The organism is Streptococcus mitis, assembly GCF_002096755.1.
Taxonomy (GTDB): Bacteria; Bacillota; Bacilli; order Lactobacillales; family Streptococcaceae; genus Streptococcus; species Streptococcus mitis_AC.
Genome location: NZ_NCVF01000021.1, coordinates 52,857 through 69,670, shown reverse-complemented (window position 1 = coordinate 69,670; position 16,814 = coordinate 52,857). Strand labels below are relative to the sequence as shown.

The 16,814-nt window shown below is 36.8% G+C and carries 19 protein-coding genes; 14 read left to right on the top strand and 5 right to left on the bottom strand.

The window, feature by feature from the left end:
* The first annotated feature begins 82 nt into the window (after nt 1-82).
* From B7700_RS04125 to B7700_RS04100, 6 genes are all read left to right on the top strand, one after another.
* Nucleotides 83-1,402: an FtsK/SpoIIIE domain-containing protein gene (locus tag B7700_RS04125; protein ID WP_084887311.1), complete on the top strand. Its 1,320-nt coding sequence runs from the start codon at nt 83-85 to the stop codon at nt 1,400-1,402.
* Between the two features lie 92 nt (nt 1,403-1,494).
* Entirely contained in the window at nt 1,495-1,779 is a 285-nt protein-coding gene (locus B7700_RS04120; protein WP_084887309.1) for a hypothetical protein, read from the top strand.
* A 266-nt stretch (nt 1,780-2,045) separates the two neighbouring features.
* The gene (locus B7700_RS04115; protein ID WP_050104975.1) at nt 2,046-2,465 is read left to right on the top strand and encodes a hypothetical protein; all 420 of its coding nucleotides are present in this window, start codon (nt 2,046-2,048) and stop codon (nt 2,463-2,465) included.
* A gap of 4 nt (nt 2,466-2,469) precedes the next feature.
* Entirely contained in the window at nt 2,470-3,486 is a 1,017-nt protein-coding gene (locus tag B7700_RS04110) for a replication initiation factor domain-containing protein (protein ID WP_061696309.1), read from the top strand.
* Between the two features lie 61 nt (nt 3,487-3,547).
* A complete protein-coding gene (locus tag B7700_RS04105; protein WP_000571454.1) occupies nt 3,548-3,796 on the top strand; it encodes a hypothetical protein in 249 nt (82 codons plus the stop codon).
* A gap of 15 nt (nt 3,797-3,811) precedes the next feature.
* Nucleotides 3,812-5,308 carry a tyrosine-type recombinase/integrase gene (locus B7700_RS04100; protein WP_000862760.1) on the top strand — a complete coding sequence of 499 codons (1,497 nt, stop codon included), beginning with the start codon at nt 3,812-3,814 and terminating at the stop codon, nt 5,306-5,308.
* Between the two features lie 91 nt (nt 5,309-5,399).
* On the opposite strand, the gene rpmG is transcribed toward B7700_RS04100, so the two are convergent.
* The 4 genes from rpmG to B7700_RS04080 form a co-directional block, all read right to left on the bottom strand.
* Nucleotides 5,400-5,549 carry a 50S ribosomal protein L33 gene (gene rpmG / locus B7700_RS04095; protein WP_001265622.1) on the bottom strand — a complete coding sequence of 50 codons (150 nt, stop codon included), beginning with the start codon at nt 5,547-5,549 and terminating at the stop codon, nt 5,400-5,402.
* Nucleotides 5,550-5,564: 15 nt separating this feature from the next.
* Nucleotides 5,565-5,747 (bottom strand): 50S ribosomal protein L32, encoded by a 183-nt coding sequence (rpmF, locus tag B7700_RS04090; protein ID WP_000290417.1) that lies wholly within the window; start codon nt 5,745-5,747, stop codon nt 5,565-5,567.
* 151 nt (nt 5,748-5,898) lie between these two features.
* On the bottom strand, nt 5,899-6,075 hold the full coding sequence (locus B7700_RS04085) for a type II toxin-antitoxin system antitoxin (protein ID WP_033608448.1): 177 nt from the start codon (nt 6,073-6,075) through the stop codon (nt 5,899-5,901).
* Nucleotides 6,076-6,100: 25 nt separating this feature from the next.
* The gene (locus B7700_RS04080) at nt 6,101-6,250 is read right to left on the bottom strand and encodes a hypothetical protein (protein WP_235230851.1); all 150 of its coding nucleotides are present in this window, start codon (nt 6,248-6,250) and stop codon (nt 6,101-6,103) included.
* A gap of 181 nt (nt 6,251-6,431) precedes the next feature.
* Between B7700_RS04080 and B7700_RS04075 the strand changes: the two genes are divergently transcribed.
* From B7700_RS04075 to ilvD, 6 genes are all read left to right on the top strand, one after another.
* The gene (locus B7700_RS04075; RefSeq protein ID WP_084887305.1) at nt 6,432-8,462 is read left to right on the top strand and encodes a BglG family transcription antiterminator; all 2,031 of its coding nucleotides are present in this window, start codon (nt 6,432-6,434) and stop codon (nt 8,460-8,462) included.
* 3 nt (nt 8,463-8,465) lie between these two features.
* On the top strand, nt 8,466-8,750 hold the full coding sequence (locus tag B7700_RS04070) for a PTS sugar transporter subunit IIB (protein WP_000912476.1): 285 nt from the start codon (nt 8,466-8,468) through the stop codon (nt 8,748-8,750).
* A 12-nt stretch (nt 8,751-8,762) separates the two neighbouring features.
* The gene (locus B7700_RS04065; RefSeq protein WP_024056492.1) at nt 8,763-10,109 is read left to right on the top strand and encodes a PTS ascorbate transporter subunit IIC; all 1,347 of its coding nucleotides are present in this window, start codon (nt 8,763-8,765) and stop codon (nt 10,107-10,109) included.
* Between the two features lie 3 nt (nt 10,110-10,112).
* Complete coding sequence (locus tag B7700_RS04060) at nt 10,113-10,970, top strand: transketolase (RefSeq protein ID WP_033687490.1); 858 nt, start codon at nt 10,113-10,115, stop codon at nt 10,968-10,970.
* Nucleotides 10,967-11,899 carry a transketolase family protein gene (locus B7700_RS04055; RefSeq protein ID WP_023947581.1) on the top strand — a complete coding sequence of 311 codons (933 nt, stop codon included), beginning with the start codon at nt 10,967-10,969 and terminating at the stop codon, nt 11,897-11,899. Before B7700_RS04060 ends, B7700_RS04055 begins: the two co-directional genes overlap by 4 nt.
* Before the next feature lie 230 nt (nt 11,900-12,129).
* Nucleotides 12,130-13,833, top strand: a complete 1,704-nt coding sequence (gene ilvD / locus B7700_RS04050; RefSeq protein WP_023947583.1) for a dihydroxy-acid dehydratase — start codon at nt 12,130-12,132, stop codon at nt 13,831-13,833.
* A gap of 212 nt (nt 13,834-14,045) precedes the next feature.
* Here ilvD and B7700_RS04040 read toward each other — a convergent pair whose 3' ends face one another.
* Nucleotides 14,046-14,387: a metal-sulfur cluster assembly factor gene (locus tag B7700_RS04040; protein ID WP_084887303.1), complete on the bottom strand. Its 342-nt coding sequence runs from the start codon at nt 14,385-14,387 to the stop codon at nt 14,046-14,048.
* Nucleotides 14,388-14,510: 123 nt separating this feature from the next.
* Here B7700_RS04040 and rgg point away from each other — a divergent pair, with 123 nt between their 5' ends.
* The gene (gene rgg / locus B7700_RS04030; RefSeq protein WP_084887301.1) at nt 14,511-15,362 is read left to right on the top strand and encodes a quorum-sensing system transcriptional regulator Rgg; all 852 of its coding nucleotides are present in this window, start codon (nt 14,511-14,513) and stop codon (nt 15,360-15,362) included.
* A 199-nt stretch (nt 15,363-15,561) separates the two neighbouring features.
* The gene (locus B7700_RS04025) at nt 15,562-16,809 is read left to right on the top strand and encodes an MFS transporter (protein WP_084887299.1); all 1,248 of its coding nucleotides are present in this window, start codon (nt 15,562-15,564) and stop codon (nt 16,807-16,809) included.
* The last annotated feature ends 5 nt before the right edge of the window (nt 16,810-16,814 follow it).

Below are 16,814 nucleotides of genomic sequence, written 5' to 3'. Positions count from 1 at the left end.
GCCTTTTATTTCTTAAAAATCAAGCTAAGAAATTTATATATTACCATCAAGGATTTTATAGAAAAATTTAGATAGGTATAATATGTTAAAAATTAAACAAACAGCCTCTTTGTCAGAAAATTATATTATTACTAGTTCGACATTAAGGAACATCAAATGGTTTACTATAGTATTTTTGAGCATAATATCCCTACTTTCTAGTACTATGTTTTTCAAATTGTTGTTTATTCAGTTAGTAATATTATTTATTGGTCTAATTACGACTTATCATATCGGAAATAAAATTAAAGAATGGACTCAGCGTGTTGAACCTCTATTAATCATTAGAGAAAATCTTTTGTTTATGATTCGTAGAAACTCCTTTCTTTTTACATCAACAAAAGATGGCGCTATTCTTCGTTCAGCTAAATTTAATTATCAATTGAATGACGTTTCAATTGTAGTCCAAGCATTGAAATCTGGTGATGAATTCTCAACAGAGATGGATAATTTAGATGTTCTCCTAAGTAGCGCTTTAGGAATAAGTTTATCGTCTAGAGAAGTTTATGCAACATATGTAGAATATGTTTTTGTGTATAGACCGCCTGAACGTCAGCATATTACATCTCTTTCTTTTAAGGAAGATAGTTTAGAAATCCCAGTTTATGGTGATTTGATAGTAAATCTCAGAAATAACTTCTCTATGCTCGTGAGTGGAGCTAGTGGAGCGGGGAAATCGTATTTTACGTATTTTTGGTTGACTCGTTTTATATCTAAGACGGTAAATGGGCAACGTGCTAAAATATTTGTTATAGATCCTAAACAAGCAGAGTTATATAAGCTGTGCAAAGTTAGTGGAATGCCTTCCACTAATTATGGTGCTAGTAAGGCTGACGCATTTAGAATAGTTAGGCTTTTTCTAGAAGAAATGGAAGATAGAATGAATATTTATAATAAGAGTTCTGCATTCAACTCTGTAGGTGTAGATATTGGACTTCCACCTGCTCTTCTAGTTATTGAGGAGTATTCCTCTTTAGTCGCGTCTTTGAATTCTAGGGAGAAGACAGATTTTGAAAATATGGTATCGATTATTGCTCAAAAATCTAGGTCTTTATCTATGGGGGTCTGTATTGTGATGCAACAGCCTCGTTCCGATAGCCTTTCTACGAATATCAGAGAACAGCTTGTAAATGCTATATTCCTTGGAAGTCACCCGAGTAAGGAATGTAGTAATATGATGTTTGGCACGGCAGATGTACCCAATGTTAAGAAAGATAAGGGAGTAGGACTTTACTCTATAGAGCGTGAGCATCCTAAGGAATTTCAAGCCCCAATTTTTGACAGAGATGTATTTGAGACAATACTCCCAGTATGGGAATGTGCTGCTAAAGATTATAAGAAGGATGAAGAATGTGTGAAGTAGAAATCATTGTGAAGCTAGGAAATGGAAATGTTATGAATATGACTCATATGTTTATTATTGATGAGCTGGAATAAAAGGAGATATTTAATAATATGATTTTAAAACATATCTGTGAAGTATGCGGAAAGATAGAGGTTATTGATTCTGATTTAGCTTTTGATGAGGGATGGGATTATCCTCCTAGAATGGGTAGTTTTAGGATTTTATCCCCAAGAATCTGCAATAATTGTGATGTCGAAAATACTGTGTGGTTTGCGCTGACAGTTGATGGTAAGGCTCTAGATGAGCTATCAACAAAGCAAATAGATGTATTAATGAGGATAAATAATGAACCGTTGAGTATCTTACCAAACTCAGACGACGGTCTTTCGAACTAGCAAAATAGGGACGATTGCCCAGGAGGGGCAGAATCGAGCGGAGCGTTCCTCTTTTTGCTAGGAGAAAGAGCCAACCGACTGCTTTGCAGGAGGTCAGAAAAACAGCCCCAGTACTAATAGGGGGTGCACACATACATGAAATGTACTCTAAACCCTTGGTACGTAAGGGGTTACGGCTTGCTAGTTGTACCAAGAGGTCGCAAACTCTTGGGAGAGTAAGGATGAGAGGTGTTTTCATGTAGGATACGGAATTAAGGAGAAAAAATATGGTTTACAATATGACAGATACAAACATTAAAATTGGATTGCTTGACCTTGAAATGTCACAGTTTGATATTCCTAAGAAAGTAGTGATTTTGTCAGTTAGGGTGAGCAACAAATACAAAGAAATCAACGGCGAAAACGTGAAGACAGATGAAGTAAGTAAAATTACTTCTACTGTGCTTGACGCTGACAAAGTGAAAGTTCTAACTGAAATGGGAATTTCTACTGATGACTTAAAAGCGATTAACCTAGAAATTATCGGAAATCTGGATAAGATTGCAAAACTTGCTCAAAATGATTCTTTGTTGAATGTTTCTGTTGAATTGATTCGGCCTAAGGTTCGACTAGCTTGGAACATGGCTAGAAGTAATTGGGCGGGTGTAAAAATTGTGTGTGAGGATATTAAAATTCTAGGAGAATAATCCTATGAATACTGTTAGAATAGATTATTTTGCTGTGACAGTTAAGGATGTTCCGCCAGACAGAGTTCTGACAGACATCCTTCTGATTCCTCTTGAAAACTTTTCCTTGAATGATTGGGGCATAAATAAGTATAAGCAACATTATTCTTGTTCAGAAATTAAGGTGTATTTTAATGCTGATAGGCTTTCTATGGGTGTATTTATTGAATTAAAAGGGCAAGGTTGTCGTCAATATGAAGAATTTTTAAACAGTAACGAAAATAATTGGATTGCCTTAATTACTCGTTTATACCAGTATAATGTTAATTTCACTCGTTTAGATATTGCCCACGACATATTTGACGGTAGCTTAGATGTTCAACGGATATATGACTATTGCAAGAAAGGATTATGTATCTCGAAAGCAAAACACTTTGAATATCATGAGAAATCAGTTCTAGATTCTGGTGAGCGTGTAGGAGAAACAGTTGCAATAGGTTCACGAGGTAATCAGCAGTGGTGCATATATAATAAACGCATGGAGCAACTTGGTAAGCAAGAGCTTGTAGAAGTTCCGTCTTGGATTCGCGCAGAGCTTAGATGTTGGCAGGAAAAGGCTAATATAATTGCAGAGCAGTTATTTTTAAAACGTCCCTTATCGTCAATCTATTTTGAAGCTATCAATGGTCATTATCGCTTTGTTCGTCCAAATGCGACAGATAGCAATCATTCGAGAAGAAAAAAAGTCAAGTGGTGGATAGATTATCTAGGAACTGAAAACCAGACAGTTCTTAGTATTACAAGGGCTAAAACGACATTACGGCAGTCTGAGGCTTGGACAGAGAAACAAGTTGCGAAAACATTAGCAAAAGTCTATATTGCAAAGTATCAGGCCTATGATGTTCAAAAGGCAGAGGAATACATTCAAAGCTTACTTAAAGAGGGGCTTTCGAGGATAACTGATAACGATGAAAAGGATATAGAGCAATATGTAAGAGAGCAGAATAGTTCTCAATTTTGGGGACAAAAAAAGACGACTTGAAAATAAGTCGCCTCTAAAAATTAACTAACTAGATTATAGCATAAGAAAGGAAAGTATTCCAATGATAGAGCTTAAGACAAAGTCAGACTATGATTTAACTAAAAATTGGTATCGGAAGAAAGAATTTTTAGATGAACTTTGGAAGGGTATGAAATTACCTACATTGGATCACTACATTCGTCAAATGAGAAATAGTCCATATTCTTTTGGAATTTGTGGAACTCATGGGAATGTCTTTATTCATGCGGAGGTATTTAAAGATTGGTTTGATTATAAGATTTTCCATGAAAATGAGGCAGTTATAGCTTAGTATAAGGGGGTAAAAATGAAGGTAGGTAAGACTACTCGAGTTCTAACTGTTTATCAATGGAAACCAGACCCTTCTAAAAAGGGCAACGTGCTTGTTAAGTTTGCAATGAGATATACTCATCCTTTGATAACAAAAAGTCGTTATAAGTACCTTACAAGGGGAGAAAATAAAGGGTGGTATACGACTAAGGCAATACCAACAGGAAAAGACAGTAAGGGACATGAGAAGTTACTTATTTCTGATATAAAGAATAGTCAGCTGATTACAAAAGTTTCAAAGATATTAAATGAAATGATTGATGAAACCGTATTAGATTTGACTGGAGAAAAACCAAAGAAATTAGAGCCTAGTAAAACTTTATGCCTCAAAGAGATAGCTAGACCGTATGATGAAAACAGTGAATTATACGGTTTAGCTTTTAAGTGGTGGGTCAATCGTGTTAAGCCTGCCAAGAATACTCTAAAGACTAGAGTTAGTGTTTATAACCAGCATATTTCCCCATATTTCAACGAAAATATGAGCCTTAAACAGTTCTGTATGGAACAGGAAAAAATGCAAGATATTATAAATAATGCAAGTGAGGGAACTTCAAAGAACATTCATATCTATCTTAAAATGATATTTGATTGGGCGGTAGAACAAGGAGAATTGACAGCGTCGCAACACCCTATTTTGAATAAGAGGGTTAAGCGTAAGACACTAACAAGTGCAGAAGAGCAGGCGAAACTTAGGGAAGATATAGCTGAAAAATATCTTGAAGTTGAAGAGGCTAATCAAGTATTTAAAATTATTGAAAACTGGACTAAGCGACATAATAATGAACTAGTTGCTGATGTACTCAGAATTATCTACTTGACAGGTATGAGACCGAGTGAAGCATTAGGTTTGAATGAAGATGTTCTAGATTTCAAGAATAAACTCATTAAGGTTCATTGGCAGAGGGCAAGCCATAATAAGACTGACAAAGAAATGGCAGAAGAAGGCTTGCGTGATGAGAAGGAACGATATAGAGCAATTTTAAAAACTAAAGAAAGCGTTAGAACTATTCCGATGTCACCAAAAGTAGAACAAATTTTACTTAAATATATTGAAAGAAATAAGTTTCAGGCGAGATTTAATCCGACTTATCATGATATGGGATATATTTTTACTAGGGTATACATAAAAGGGAAGAACCAGCAGGGCAGTCCATTGTATCATACAGAAATTTCAATGTTCTTAAGAGGTGGAACTAGTCAGTCTGCTAAGTATAATAAGAAAAGTGGAAAATCCTATAAGGATATTGATGACCTAGTTGATTTTGGTAGGCCTGTTCACATAGTTCCCCATATGTTCCGACATAGTTTTGTTTCAGTCATGGCTGATAAGAATGTAAGCTTAAACGTTATTCGAGAGTTTGTGGGACATTCGGAAGATAGTAGAGAAATAGAAAAAATCTATCTTCATGTTATGCAAAAAGGAAAACATAAGATTGAACAAGCTATGATAGATTTGTCTAAAATAATCTCTTGATTATTATAATCAGTTAAAATTCAGTTATTTTGCTAAACTTAAAAGAAAAAGCCTTAGAAATGTTGATTTCATAGGCTTTCTGTATGTTGTATTACTTAACTTCTGTAAACACAACGTGTTTGCGAAGTTTTGGTGAGTATTTCTTCAATTGAAGACGGTCTGGAGTGTTACGTTTGTTTTTAGAAGTAAGGTACAAGCGTTCACCAGATTCTTTGTGTTCAAGTGTAATATTTACGCGCATGGTATCTCCCTTCTATTATTCAGCTGATGCAGCTTTAGCGATTTTACGTCCTTTGTAGTATCCTTTAAGTGATACACGGTGAGAACGTGAGTAATCTCCAGTAGTTTCGTCAAAGTTTACAGATGGAGCTGTTACTTTGTAGTGTGTACGACGTTTGTTTTTCTTCGCTTTTGAAGTGCGACGTGCAGGTACTGCCATTTTGATTTCTCCTTTAGGTATTTATATTCGATTCAATCTACTGATTTTCATCAACCATACTAGGATAACACATTTTTTTTGTAAAGTAAAGTTACTTGACAAAAAAAGATAAAAAAATTCTCCTGTCAGACCTAGCAGACAGGAGAAGGTGTTAAATATCAATCTCAAATGGTTCGTCAATGGTTTCTGATACGTATTTTCCATCTTTCTTCCGTTGTTTGACACATTCTGTAAGGAGATATTCGATTTGCCCATTGACTGAACGAAAGTCATCTTCTGCCCATGATGCGAGTGCAGCGTATAACTTTGTTGAGAGTCGAAGGGGGATCTGCTTTTTTTAGCTTCAACCATCTTTAGTAAAGACTTCCTGTGTTGACAATTGGTTGTGCATCATGATTGCCACAGAGGACGACTAGGAGATTTGAAACCATAGCAGCTTTTCGTTCTTCGTCAAGCTCTACCAATTCCCCTTCATTGAGCCGTTCTAGTGCAATTTCAACCATTCCTATTATTTGATATCTAAATGATATCACTTTAATTTATAAAGTCAATAGAAGGTTGAAAAATAATCACTAAAAACTTTCAGCCCAATAATTTCTTTTAAAAGGTGAGATTATATTGTGCTCAAATACTCTTTTATTCTTATAATTTTTACACTATAATTGTAGTTAGAAAGGAAGAGAAATGTTTGATTATAGAGCACTAGTTATTTTGATGACTTTGATGGATCATTGTGAGCTATCATTATATGAATTATCTGTTAAGGTGAGCTTACCTATAAAGGAAGTCAAAGAAGGAATAGATTATTTAGTGCCTTATCTAGCTAATAAAGGGATAGTACTGGATAAAAAACAAGGTCGCTATAGTTTATCAAATCGTACGAAGCAGTCTTTGACAGATATTATTAAGTCGGATGAATTGGTTTTACCAAAGTCGACTCGCTTAGCATTAATCTATCTTTACACTTTTTGCCGATTAGATTTTATATCGAATAATCATTACCAAGACTTTTTGAAAGTAAGTAAGAATACAACCTTATCTGATATTCAATCATTAAGAAAGATTATGTTAGATAATGATTTGGAGCTAGGGTACAGTAGAGCAAAAGGTTATACTTTACACGGTTCAGAGTGGAATAAGCACCGTTTAGCTTTTCAAATGGTTAGTGAGTTGCTGGAATCCTCCATAGGGATTTGGGGGTTGGATTATGTTTTATCTAGTTGGGGGTATTCATTAACTTATGATTTGATTGATCAGGTAGTTAAAGATTATTATGAAAAGCTACAGATAGTACCTATTGTTAATCAATTAAAAGTTTGCCTTTTCGGTTTAGTATTCATTATATGTAGGTATCAAAGGGATGTTGAAAGAGTATGTCTTTCAGAGACATTAGTATCTCCTATTATTCAAGATATAACGACTATTTTATTGGATACAGTAGTTGATTTGGGAATTATAGATACGGTATTTTCAGAGGATGATTATCGCTATATCACAGTTTTATTATCAAGTTGCTTTGAAGGTGAAGTAGATGTTGCTCCGGTTTACTTTAATCAATTAACAGAGGCTATTATAAGTAGAATGGAAGATATTTCTTTGTTACATTTTAAACAAAGGGAAGTATTGAGAGAAAATCTTCGCCGCCATCTTATACCGGCTTACTATAGATTAAAGTTCGGCTTACCTAGTTCAAATGAATATGTGTTGCATGTTAAAGAACATTATCCTGATTTATTTGAACTAGTAAAAGATTCTTTGACTCCCTTGATGGACGCTATTGACAAGCCCATACCTGATAGTGAAACAGCATATTTTGTTATCCATTTTGGAGGATATTTAAAGAAAGCAGACAATTTGCCTCAAAAATGTTATAAAGCAGCAATTATCTGTCCTAATGGAATTAGTTCTTCATTGATGATAAAAGAGAATCTATTAGCATTATTCCCTCAAATTGAGTTTATAGGAACCTCAAAGATTGATGATTTATATGCGAAAACTAGTAGTGACTATGATATGGTTTTTTCTACTATAAAGGTGGATACAGAGAAGCCAAATTATCTAGTTTCTGTTATGATGACGGAAGAACAAACAACGCAGTTAGTTGAATTGGTATCAAAAGATTTCCCAGATACAGGTTATCGAGATATTGAGCTTAATCAGATAATTAGCATAGTAAGACGATATAGTGTAATCACACAAGAATTAGAGTTAAAATTAGCATTAAAGAGGTATCTCTATCAAGAAATGAACAGAAAGGAAGTGTTACCATTGTTAGAAGAATTAATTACAAAAGAAACTTATCAGGTTAGTTCGGAAAAATTAGGATGGAAGGAGGCAATTCGTTTAGCAGCTAAACCGCTTTTGGATCAACATAAGATAACTGAGAACTACCCTGAGGCAATGATTCAAAAAGTAGAAGAGTTTGGGCCTTTTATTAATTTAGGGAAGGGAGTAGCAATTCCTCACGCTCGGCCAGATGAAGGTGTGAATGAAATAGGAATGTCAATGTTAGTTTTGGAAGAACCGATTTATTTATTGGATAATCCAGAACAAGAGGTAAGATTGTTGATTTGTATTGCAGCTATTGATAATGAGAGTCATTTAAAGGCTTTGTCACATTTAACAACAATTTTAAGAGATAAAAATCATGTTCAAACTTTAATATCATCAAAAAACTATGATGACATTGAAATGATAATTAAACAGGAGGATTAGATAATGTTAAAAATTGGTACAGCTTGTGGTTCAGGATTAGGTTCAAGTTTTATGGTACAGATGAATATTGAATCTGTATTGAGTGATTTGAATGTTTCAGATGTAGAAGTTGAACACTATGATTTAGGTGGAGCAGATCCAAATGCAGCTGATATTTGGATTGTTGGTCGTGATTTAGCTGATTCAGCTAGTCATCTTGGAGATGTTCGTATCTTAAATAGTATTATTGATATGGATGAACTACGAGAATTAATTACTAAACTTTGTGAAGAAAAAGGACTTATTTAGGAGGCTAGCGTCATGATGAAGTTCATATTGGATATTGTTAGTACACCAGCTATTTTAGTAGCTTTAATTGCAATCTTAGGATTAGTTCTTCAGAAGAAGAAATTACCTGATATTATTAAAGGTGGAATTAAGACCTTTGTTGGTTTCTTAGTTGTATCTGGTGGTGCAGGAATTGTACAAAATTCTTTGAATCCATTTGGTACCATGTTTGAACATGCTTTTCATTTATCTGGAGTTGTACCGAATAATGAAGCAATTGTAGCTGTAGCTTTAACCACATATGGCTCAGCTACTGCAATGATTATGTTTGCAGGTATGGTATTCAATATCTTAATTGCTCGTTTTACTCGATTCAAATATATCTTTTTAACAGGGCACCACACTCTATATATGGCGTGTATGATTGCGGTCATTTTATCAGTTGCTGGCTTTACAAGTTTGCCTCTTATCTTACTAGGAGGATTAGCACTTGGTATTATTATGAGTGTTTCCCCGGCATTTGTGCAAAAATATATGGTTCAATTAACTGGAAATGACAAGGTGGCTTTAGGTCATTTCAGTTCTTTGGGATATTGGTTAAGTGGTTTCACTGGTAGCCTTATCGGTGACAAATCAAAATCAACAGAGGACATTAAATTCCCAAAGAGTTTAGCTTTTTTACGTGATAGTACTGTTAGTATTACTTTATCTATGGCAGTTATTTACATTATTGTAGCTATCTTTGCAGGGTCAGAATATATAGAAAAAGAAATCAGTAATGGTACAAGTGGTCTAGTTTATGCTTTACAATTAGCAGGTCAATTTGCAGCAGGTGTATTTGTTATTTTAGCAGGTGTTCGCCTTATTTTGGGTGAAATTGTTCCAGCCTTTAAAGGTATTTCAGAGCGTCTTGTACCTAATTCAAAACCTGCTTTGGATTGTCCGATTGTTTATACTTATGCACCTAATGCAGTCCTAATTGGATTTATCTCTAGTTTTGTTGGTGGTTTAGTAAGTATGGCAATTATGATTGCTTCAGGAACGGTTGTCATCTTACCAGGCGTTGTGCCTCATTTCTTCTGTGGAGCGACTGCAGGTGTCATTGGGAATGCATCTGGTGGTGTTCGTGGAGCCACTATTGGAGCATTTTTACAAGGTATTTTAATTAGTTTTCTTCCAGTCTTTTTAATGCCAGTTTTGGGAGGACTTGGTTTCCAAGGGTCAACTTTCTCAGATGCAGATTTTGGTCTATCAGGAATTATTTTAGGAATGTTGAATCAATTTGGCTCACAAGCAGGCATTGTTATTGGTCTTGTTCTTATTCTAGCAGTTATGTTTGGAGTATCCTTTATTAAAAAGCCATCTGCAAAGGAGGAATAAGGGATGATTTTAAGTGAAAATAGAGAAGATGAGTTAAGAAAATTTGCAACAAAAATCCGATTAAATACTCTTAGAACATTGAATCATCTTGGATTCGGCCATTATGGAGGGAGTCTGTCTATAGTAGAAGTTTTAGCAGTGCTTTATGGTGAAATAATGCCGATGACTCCAGAAATATTTGCGTCACGAGATAGAGATTATTTTGTTTTATCCAAGGGACATGCTGGACCAGCTTTGTACAGCACACTCTATTTGAATGGTTTCTTTGACAAAGAATTCTTACATTCTTTAAATACAAATGGAACCAAATTACCGTCTCATCCTGATAGAAATCTAACGCCGGGCATAGATATGACAACTGGCTCTTTAGGACAGGGAATTAGTGTTGCAACCGGACTTGCATATGGTCAGAGAATAAGAAAAAGTCCCTTTTATACCTATGCTATTGTTGGAGATGGTGAGTTAAATGAGGGACAATGTTGGGAGGCTATACAGTTTGCTTCTCATCAACAGTTATCTAATTTAATTGTATTTGTAGACGATAACAAAAAACAATTAGATGGTTTTACAAAGGATATTTGTAATCCAGGTGATTTTGTAGAAAAATTCTCAGCATTTGGGTTTGAATCCATTAGGGTCAATGGTTCAGATATTAGAGAAATTTATGAAGGGATTATCCAATTAAAACAGTCAAATAATTCATCCCCTAAGTGTATTGTATTAGACACTATTAAAGGTCAAGGAGTTCGAGAGCTGGAAGAAATGAAATCCAATCATCATCTTCGCCCTACTGTAGAGGAGAGACAAATGTTAACTTCAGTTGTAGAAAGATTAAGTCAGGAATTGGAGGAAACAGAATGATGAGAAGTACGAAAGAATTACGACATGTGTATAGAGATTTCCTTCTAGAAGCTAACCAAAGTTATTCTGATATAGTAGTTTTAGAAGCAGACTTGTCAAGTTCGATGGCTACTAATAATCTTGAAAAGGACTTTGGAGACCGTTATGTGAATGTTGGGATCATGGAAGCAGAAATGGTCGGGCTTGCAGCAGGTTTATCTATTCAGGGGTTTAGACCTTATCTTCATACATTTGGCCCTTTTGCTTCACGAAGAGTATTTGATCAATTATTTATTTCTCTTGGGTACGCACAATTGGATGCCACTGTGATTGGCTCAGATGCAGGAGTAACGGCAGAGATGAATGGTGGAACACATATGCCATTTGAAGAAATTGGATTGTTACGTTTAATTCCTAAATCAATCATTTTTGAAGCAACTGATGATATCCAATTTCGTGAAATCTTGAACCAGACATTAGAATTAAAAGGACTAAAATATATTCGAACAATTAGAAAAGCTCCAGAGGCTGTATATCAAGGTGGAGAAGATTTTTCTAAAGGCTACATTGAGTTAAGACACGGTGAAGATGTTGTAATAGTTGCTTCTGGCATAATGGTTGCTCCAAGTATTCGAGTTGCGGATGAACTGTCTAAATTAGGTTATTCAGTAGGTGTGATAGATTTATTTAGAATCAAACCGATACCAGAACAGATAAAAACAATGTTAAGCGGAAAAACTATATTTACTGTAGAAAACCACAATCAGATAGGTGGAATTGGCAGTGCTTTATGTGAATTATTCTCTGATGATGGAATAACAAAAATTCATCGGATGGGTGTTCAAGAAAGATTCGGTCAAGTAGGGAAAATGGATTATCTTCTTAATGAGTATGGTTTGAGTGAATCGAATATAAAAGAGAAAGTTTTAGCGTTTTATAATGCAAGATAGATATTAAATACACTTATCTGAAAGAACTTCTGTAAAAATTACATTACGTTATTTAAAGCGAGCGGATTAAAAGCATATTCTGGTAATCAGAAAGTGCCCTGATCCGCTTTGTTGTTTTTAATTTAAAATGTTTATATGTGTATAGAATTTTCTGAAAATTCAAGAATTTTCTTCTGTTCATTGCCTTTAAAATGTGCTATAATAGTAAAAACTGAAATGGGAGGGAACAAATGACTGAATTAGCTAAACGTCATCGCAGTAGCATTTATGATAGTATGGTTAAATCACCAAACCGTGCTATGCTTCGTGCGACTGGTATGACAGATAAGGACTTTGAAACACCGATTGTGGGAGTGATTTCGACTTGGGCGGAAAATACACCATGTAACATCCACTTGCATGATTTTGGGAAATTGGCTAAAGAGGGTGTCAAATCTGCAGGCGCTTGGCCTGTGCAGTTTGGGACTATCACTGTAGCGGACGGGATTGCCATGGGAACGCCTGGTATGCGTTTCTCTTTGACATCTCGTGATATCATCGCGGACTCCATCGAAGCGGCTATGGGTGGTCACAACGTGGATGCCTTCGTCGCTATCGGTGGCTGTGACAAGAACATGCCTGGATCTATGATTGCTATTGCAAATATGGATATTCCAGCTATTTTCGCTTATGGTGGAACCATTGCACCGGGAAATCTTGATGGCAAAGACATCGACTTGGTTTCTGTTTTTGAGGGTATCGGAAAATGGAACCACGGTGACATGACAGCTGAGGACGTGAAACGTCTTGAGTGTAATGCTTGCCCTGGCCCTGGTGGCTGTGGTGGTATGTACACTGCTAATACCATGGCGACTGCTATCGAAGTTCTCGGTATGAGTTTGCCAGGCTCTTCATCTCACCCAGCTGAATCGGCTGACAAGAAAGAAGACATCGAAGCAGCAGGACGTGCTGTTGTTAAGATGTTGGAGCTCGGTCTCAAACCATCAGATATCTTGACTCGTGAAGCCTTTGAAGATGCTATCACTGTAACTATGGCTCTCGGTGGTTCTACAAATGCCACTCTTCACTTGCTTGCCATTGCCCATGCTGCCAATGTTGACTTGTCACTTGAGGACTTTAATACAATCCAAGAACGTGTGCCTCACTTGGCTGACTTGAAACCATCTGGTCAGTATGTCTTCCAAGACCTCTACGAAGTCGGTGGTGTGCCTGCGGTTATGAGATATCTCTTGGCAAATGGTTTCCTTCATGGAGACCGCATTACATGTACTGGTAAGACTGTTGCTGAGAACTTAGCTGACTTTGCAGATCTTACACCAGGTCAAAAAGTCATCATGCCACTTGAAAATCCAAAACGTGCAGATGGTCCGCTTATCATCTTGAACGGGAACCTTGCTCCTGACGGTGCGGTTGCCAAGGTATCAGGTGTTAAGGTCCGTCGTCACGTTGGTCCAGCTAAGGTCTTTGACTCAGAAGAAGATGCTATTCAGGCTGTTCTGACAGATGAAATCGTTGATGGCGATGTAGTCGTTGTTCGTTTCGTTGGACCTAAGGGTGGTCCTGGTATGCCTGAGATGCTCTCACTTTCATCAATGATTGTTGGTAAAGGTCAAGGAGACAAGGTTGCCCTCTTGACGGATGGGCGTTTCTCTGGTGGTACTTATGGTCTGGTTGTTGGACATATCGCCCCTGAAGCTCAGGATGGTGGACCAATTGCCTACCTTCGTACAGGTGATATCGTTACGGTTGACCAAGATACCAAAGAAATTTCCATGGCCGTATCCGAAGAAGAACTTGAAAAACGCAAGGCAGAAACAACCTTGCCACCACTTTACAGCCGTGGTGTCCTCGGTAAATATGCCCACATCGTATCATCCGCTTCACGCGGAGCCGTGACAGACTTCTGGAATATGGACAAGTCAGGTAAAAAATAAACTCATACTCTTCGAAAATCTCTTCAAACCACGTCAACGTCGTCTTGCCGTAGGTATGGTTACTGACTTCGTCAGTTCTATCTACAACCTCAAAACAGTGTTTTGAGCAGCCTGCGGCTAGTTTCCTAGTTTGCTCTTTGATTTTCATTGAGTATTAAAAAGCAAGCCAACTTTGGCTTGCTTTTTTTCATCTTCAAAAGTAATTTACCTGCTTAACGAGGTGGCAGTCCAAGGGCAATGCGGCCGTAGCGACTGATTCGTGTGATTTTCCAAGCAGGCGACCAGGTAACTTCAACCTTGACATCTTCGATACCCTCGATTTGTTTCAGACCTGCAACGATTTCAATAGGCAAGCTTTCGGCACAATCGCAGGCAGTATCGGTGAAGGTCATGACAATCTTACAGAGGCCTGTTTCGTCTATATTGATTTCATAAATCAGCCCTAGATTGTAAACATCCAATTCCACATCTGTATCAAAAACCTTCTCTAGTTTTTCGATAATTTGGTCTTGTAAGGCCAAAGCACGGTCATTGATTTTGATATCCTCTCTCATTACAGTCCCTCCACGTGATAAATATCCTCTATTTTCTCATAATTCTGACAATTTGGCAAGTTTTTGATGAATTTTCTGAAAAATATGATAAAATGAAGAAAATACTCAATCAAGGGGATGCCTATGGAGCAGATTGGAAAAGTCTTTAGACAATTGCGAGAGTCAAGAAATATCTCGCTTAGACAAGCAACTGGGGGACAATTTTCGCCGTCTATGTTGTCCCGATTTGAAACAGGTCAGAGTGAGCTTTCGGTGGAAAAGTTTCTATTTGCTCTGGGAAATATATCTGCCAGTGTAGAGGAAATCCTCTTTTTGGCGAGAGGTTTTCAGTATGATACAGATTCTGAGTTGAGAAAAGAAATCATAGATGTCTTGGATCCAAAGAATATAGCTCCGCTTGAGGACTTGTATCGCAGGGAGTATCAAAAGCATGCCCATTCTCACAATAAACAGAAACATATTCTAAATGCCATTATTATCAAGTCTTATATGAAGAGCATGGATGAAAGGGTAGAGTTAACAGCAGAGGAAGGGAAAGTTCTTCATGATTATTTGTTTTCTACCGAGATTTGGGGAATCTATGAACTCAATTTATTTTCAGTCAGTTCACCATTTCTATCTGTTTCTCTTTTCACTAGGTATGTTAGAGAGATGGTACGTAAATCTGATTTCCTAATGGAAATGTCTGGCAATCGAAACCTTTTTCACACTATACTATTGAATGGCTTTTTAGCCAGCATTGAGTGTGAAGAATTTACCAATGCCTCTTATTTTAAACGTGTTATCGAAGAGCATTTCTACAATGAAAATGAAACCTATTTCCGAATTGTCTATTTGTGGGCGGAAGGTCTCCTTGATAGCAAGCAAGGTAGAGTCAAGGAAGGCCAGAAAAAGATGGAAGATGCTGTCCATATTTTTGAGATGCTTGGCTGTAATAAATCTGCCGAATACTATAGAAATACGACCGATTGTTGAATATCTGCAAACTAAGAAAATCATTTGAAATTTTAAGCGATAGAATTGTTGACCTCTCTCGTGTCACTGGAGAAATTCTATCGTCTCTTTTTACTTATTTTTTTGTTGCATATATTCAAAAGTTTTTCCTCTAAAATTTCTAAGTGCTATACTATAGTCATACTTCACATAAAACTTCGAACAAGAAGGGAGATTACCTATGAAACTATTGTTTAGAAATCACGCTTATCGACTCTTGACTTTGTCACGCTTCTTCAATGCTTTTGGTGCTTCGATTTTCAACCTGGTCTTTATCGTCTATGCATCGACCTTGCCACAAGCCTCTTTTGCTGTTGCTATGGCGAATATTGTCATGATTATTCCGACTCTCTTTACAGTTTTTGTAGGGATTCGGGCAGATTACACGAGGGCCAAGGTCAAATGGATGGTCTATAGCGGTTTGTTTCAGGCGGTTTTATTTTTTCTAGTAGCCCTAGTTGTTCAGCAAGCTAGTCTCTTTGCCTTTTCTAGCCTGTGTTTAATCAATGTCATTAGTGATGTCATCAGTGATTTTGCAGGTGGTTTGCGCATGCCTCTCATTAAGGAAAAAGTAGCTGAAGATGATTTGATGGAGGCTTACTCTTTTTCCCAGTTCATTACCTATATTTCAGCTATTGGTGGTCAAGCTTTTGGAGTCTGGCTCTTAGGGCTATCGGTCAACAATTTTTCCCTCGTTGCGGGAATCAATGCCTGTTTCTTCCTAGTATCAGCCGTCATCCTCTTTTTAGGAAAAAGCAAATTGAGCCTGTCAATGTCATCTGCTGATGGTGAAATTCTAAAAAATGAGAAGCTTCCGATCAAAGAGCAGTTCCTAACGATTTATCGAAATTTACGTCTCGTTTTTCTTAAAGGTGGACAGAAAAACTTTGGTTTTATGCTCTGTGCTGTCTTGCTTATCAATGCCTTGGGTGGCGCTTTAGGAAGCATCTATAACATCTTCTTTTTGAGCCATTCTCTTTTGGACTTTTCTTACACAGAGGCATTATTTATCAGTCAAGTCTGTGCTTTGTTAGCAATCATCATCAGTAGCCTTACGGGCAATGATTATTTTGGGAAGCAGTCCTTGCCTAGATTGATGATGTGGGTGACCGTAGGACTCAGTCTAGTTGGTCTAGCTAATTTATTCAATCAAGTCGTACTTGGTTTACTATTTCTCTGTTCAACTCTGTATGTGTCTGGTAAAGTTCAACCAAAGATTAGTGCCATGCTCCTGAAAAATCTAGCTCCAGAGGTTCTAGCTCGTACTAGTAATTTTTTAGGTTTATTGTTCACCTTATCCATACCTGTGGGAACAGCCTGTTTTTCACTTGTAGCTGTATGGAATATACAGTTGACTTGGATGCTATTTGTTGGTCTCTCCTTGATAGCTATTCTTCTGACAGTTATTAATCTCAAAAATGATATCTAAATCCT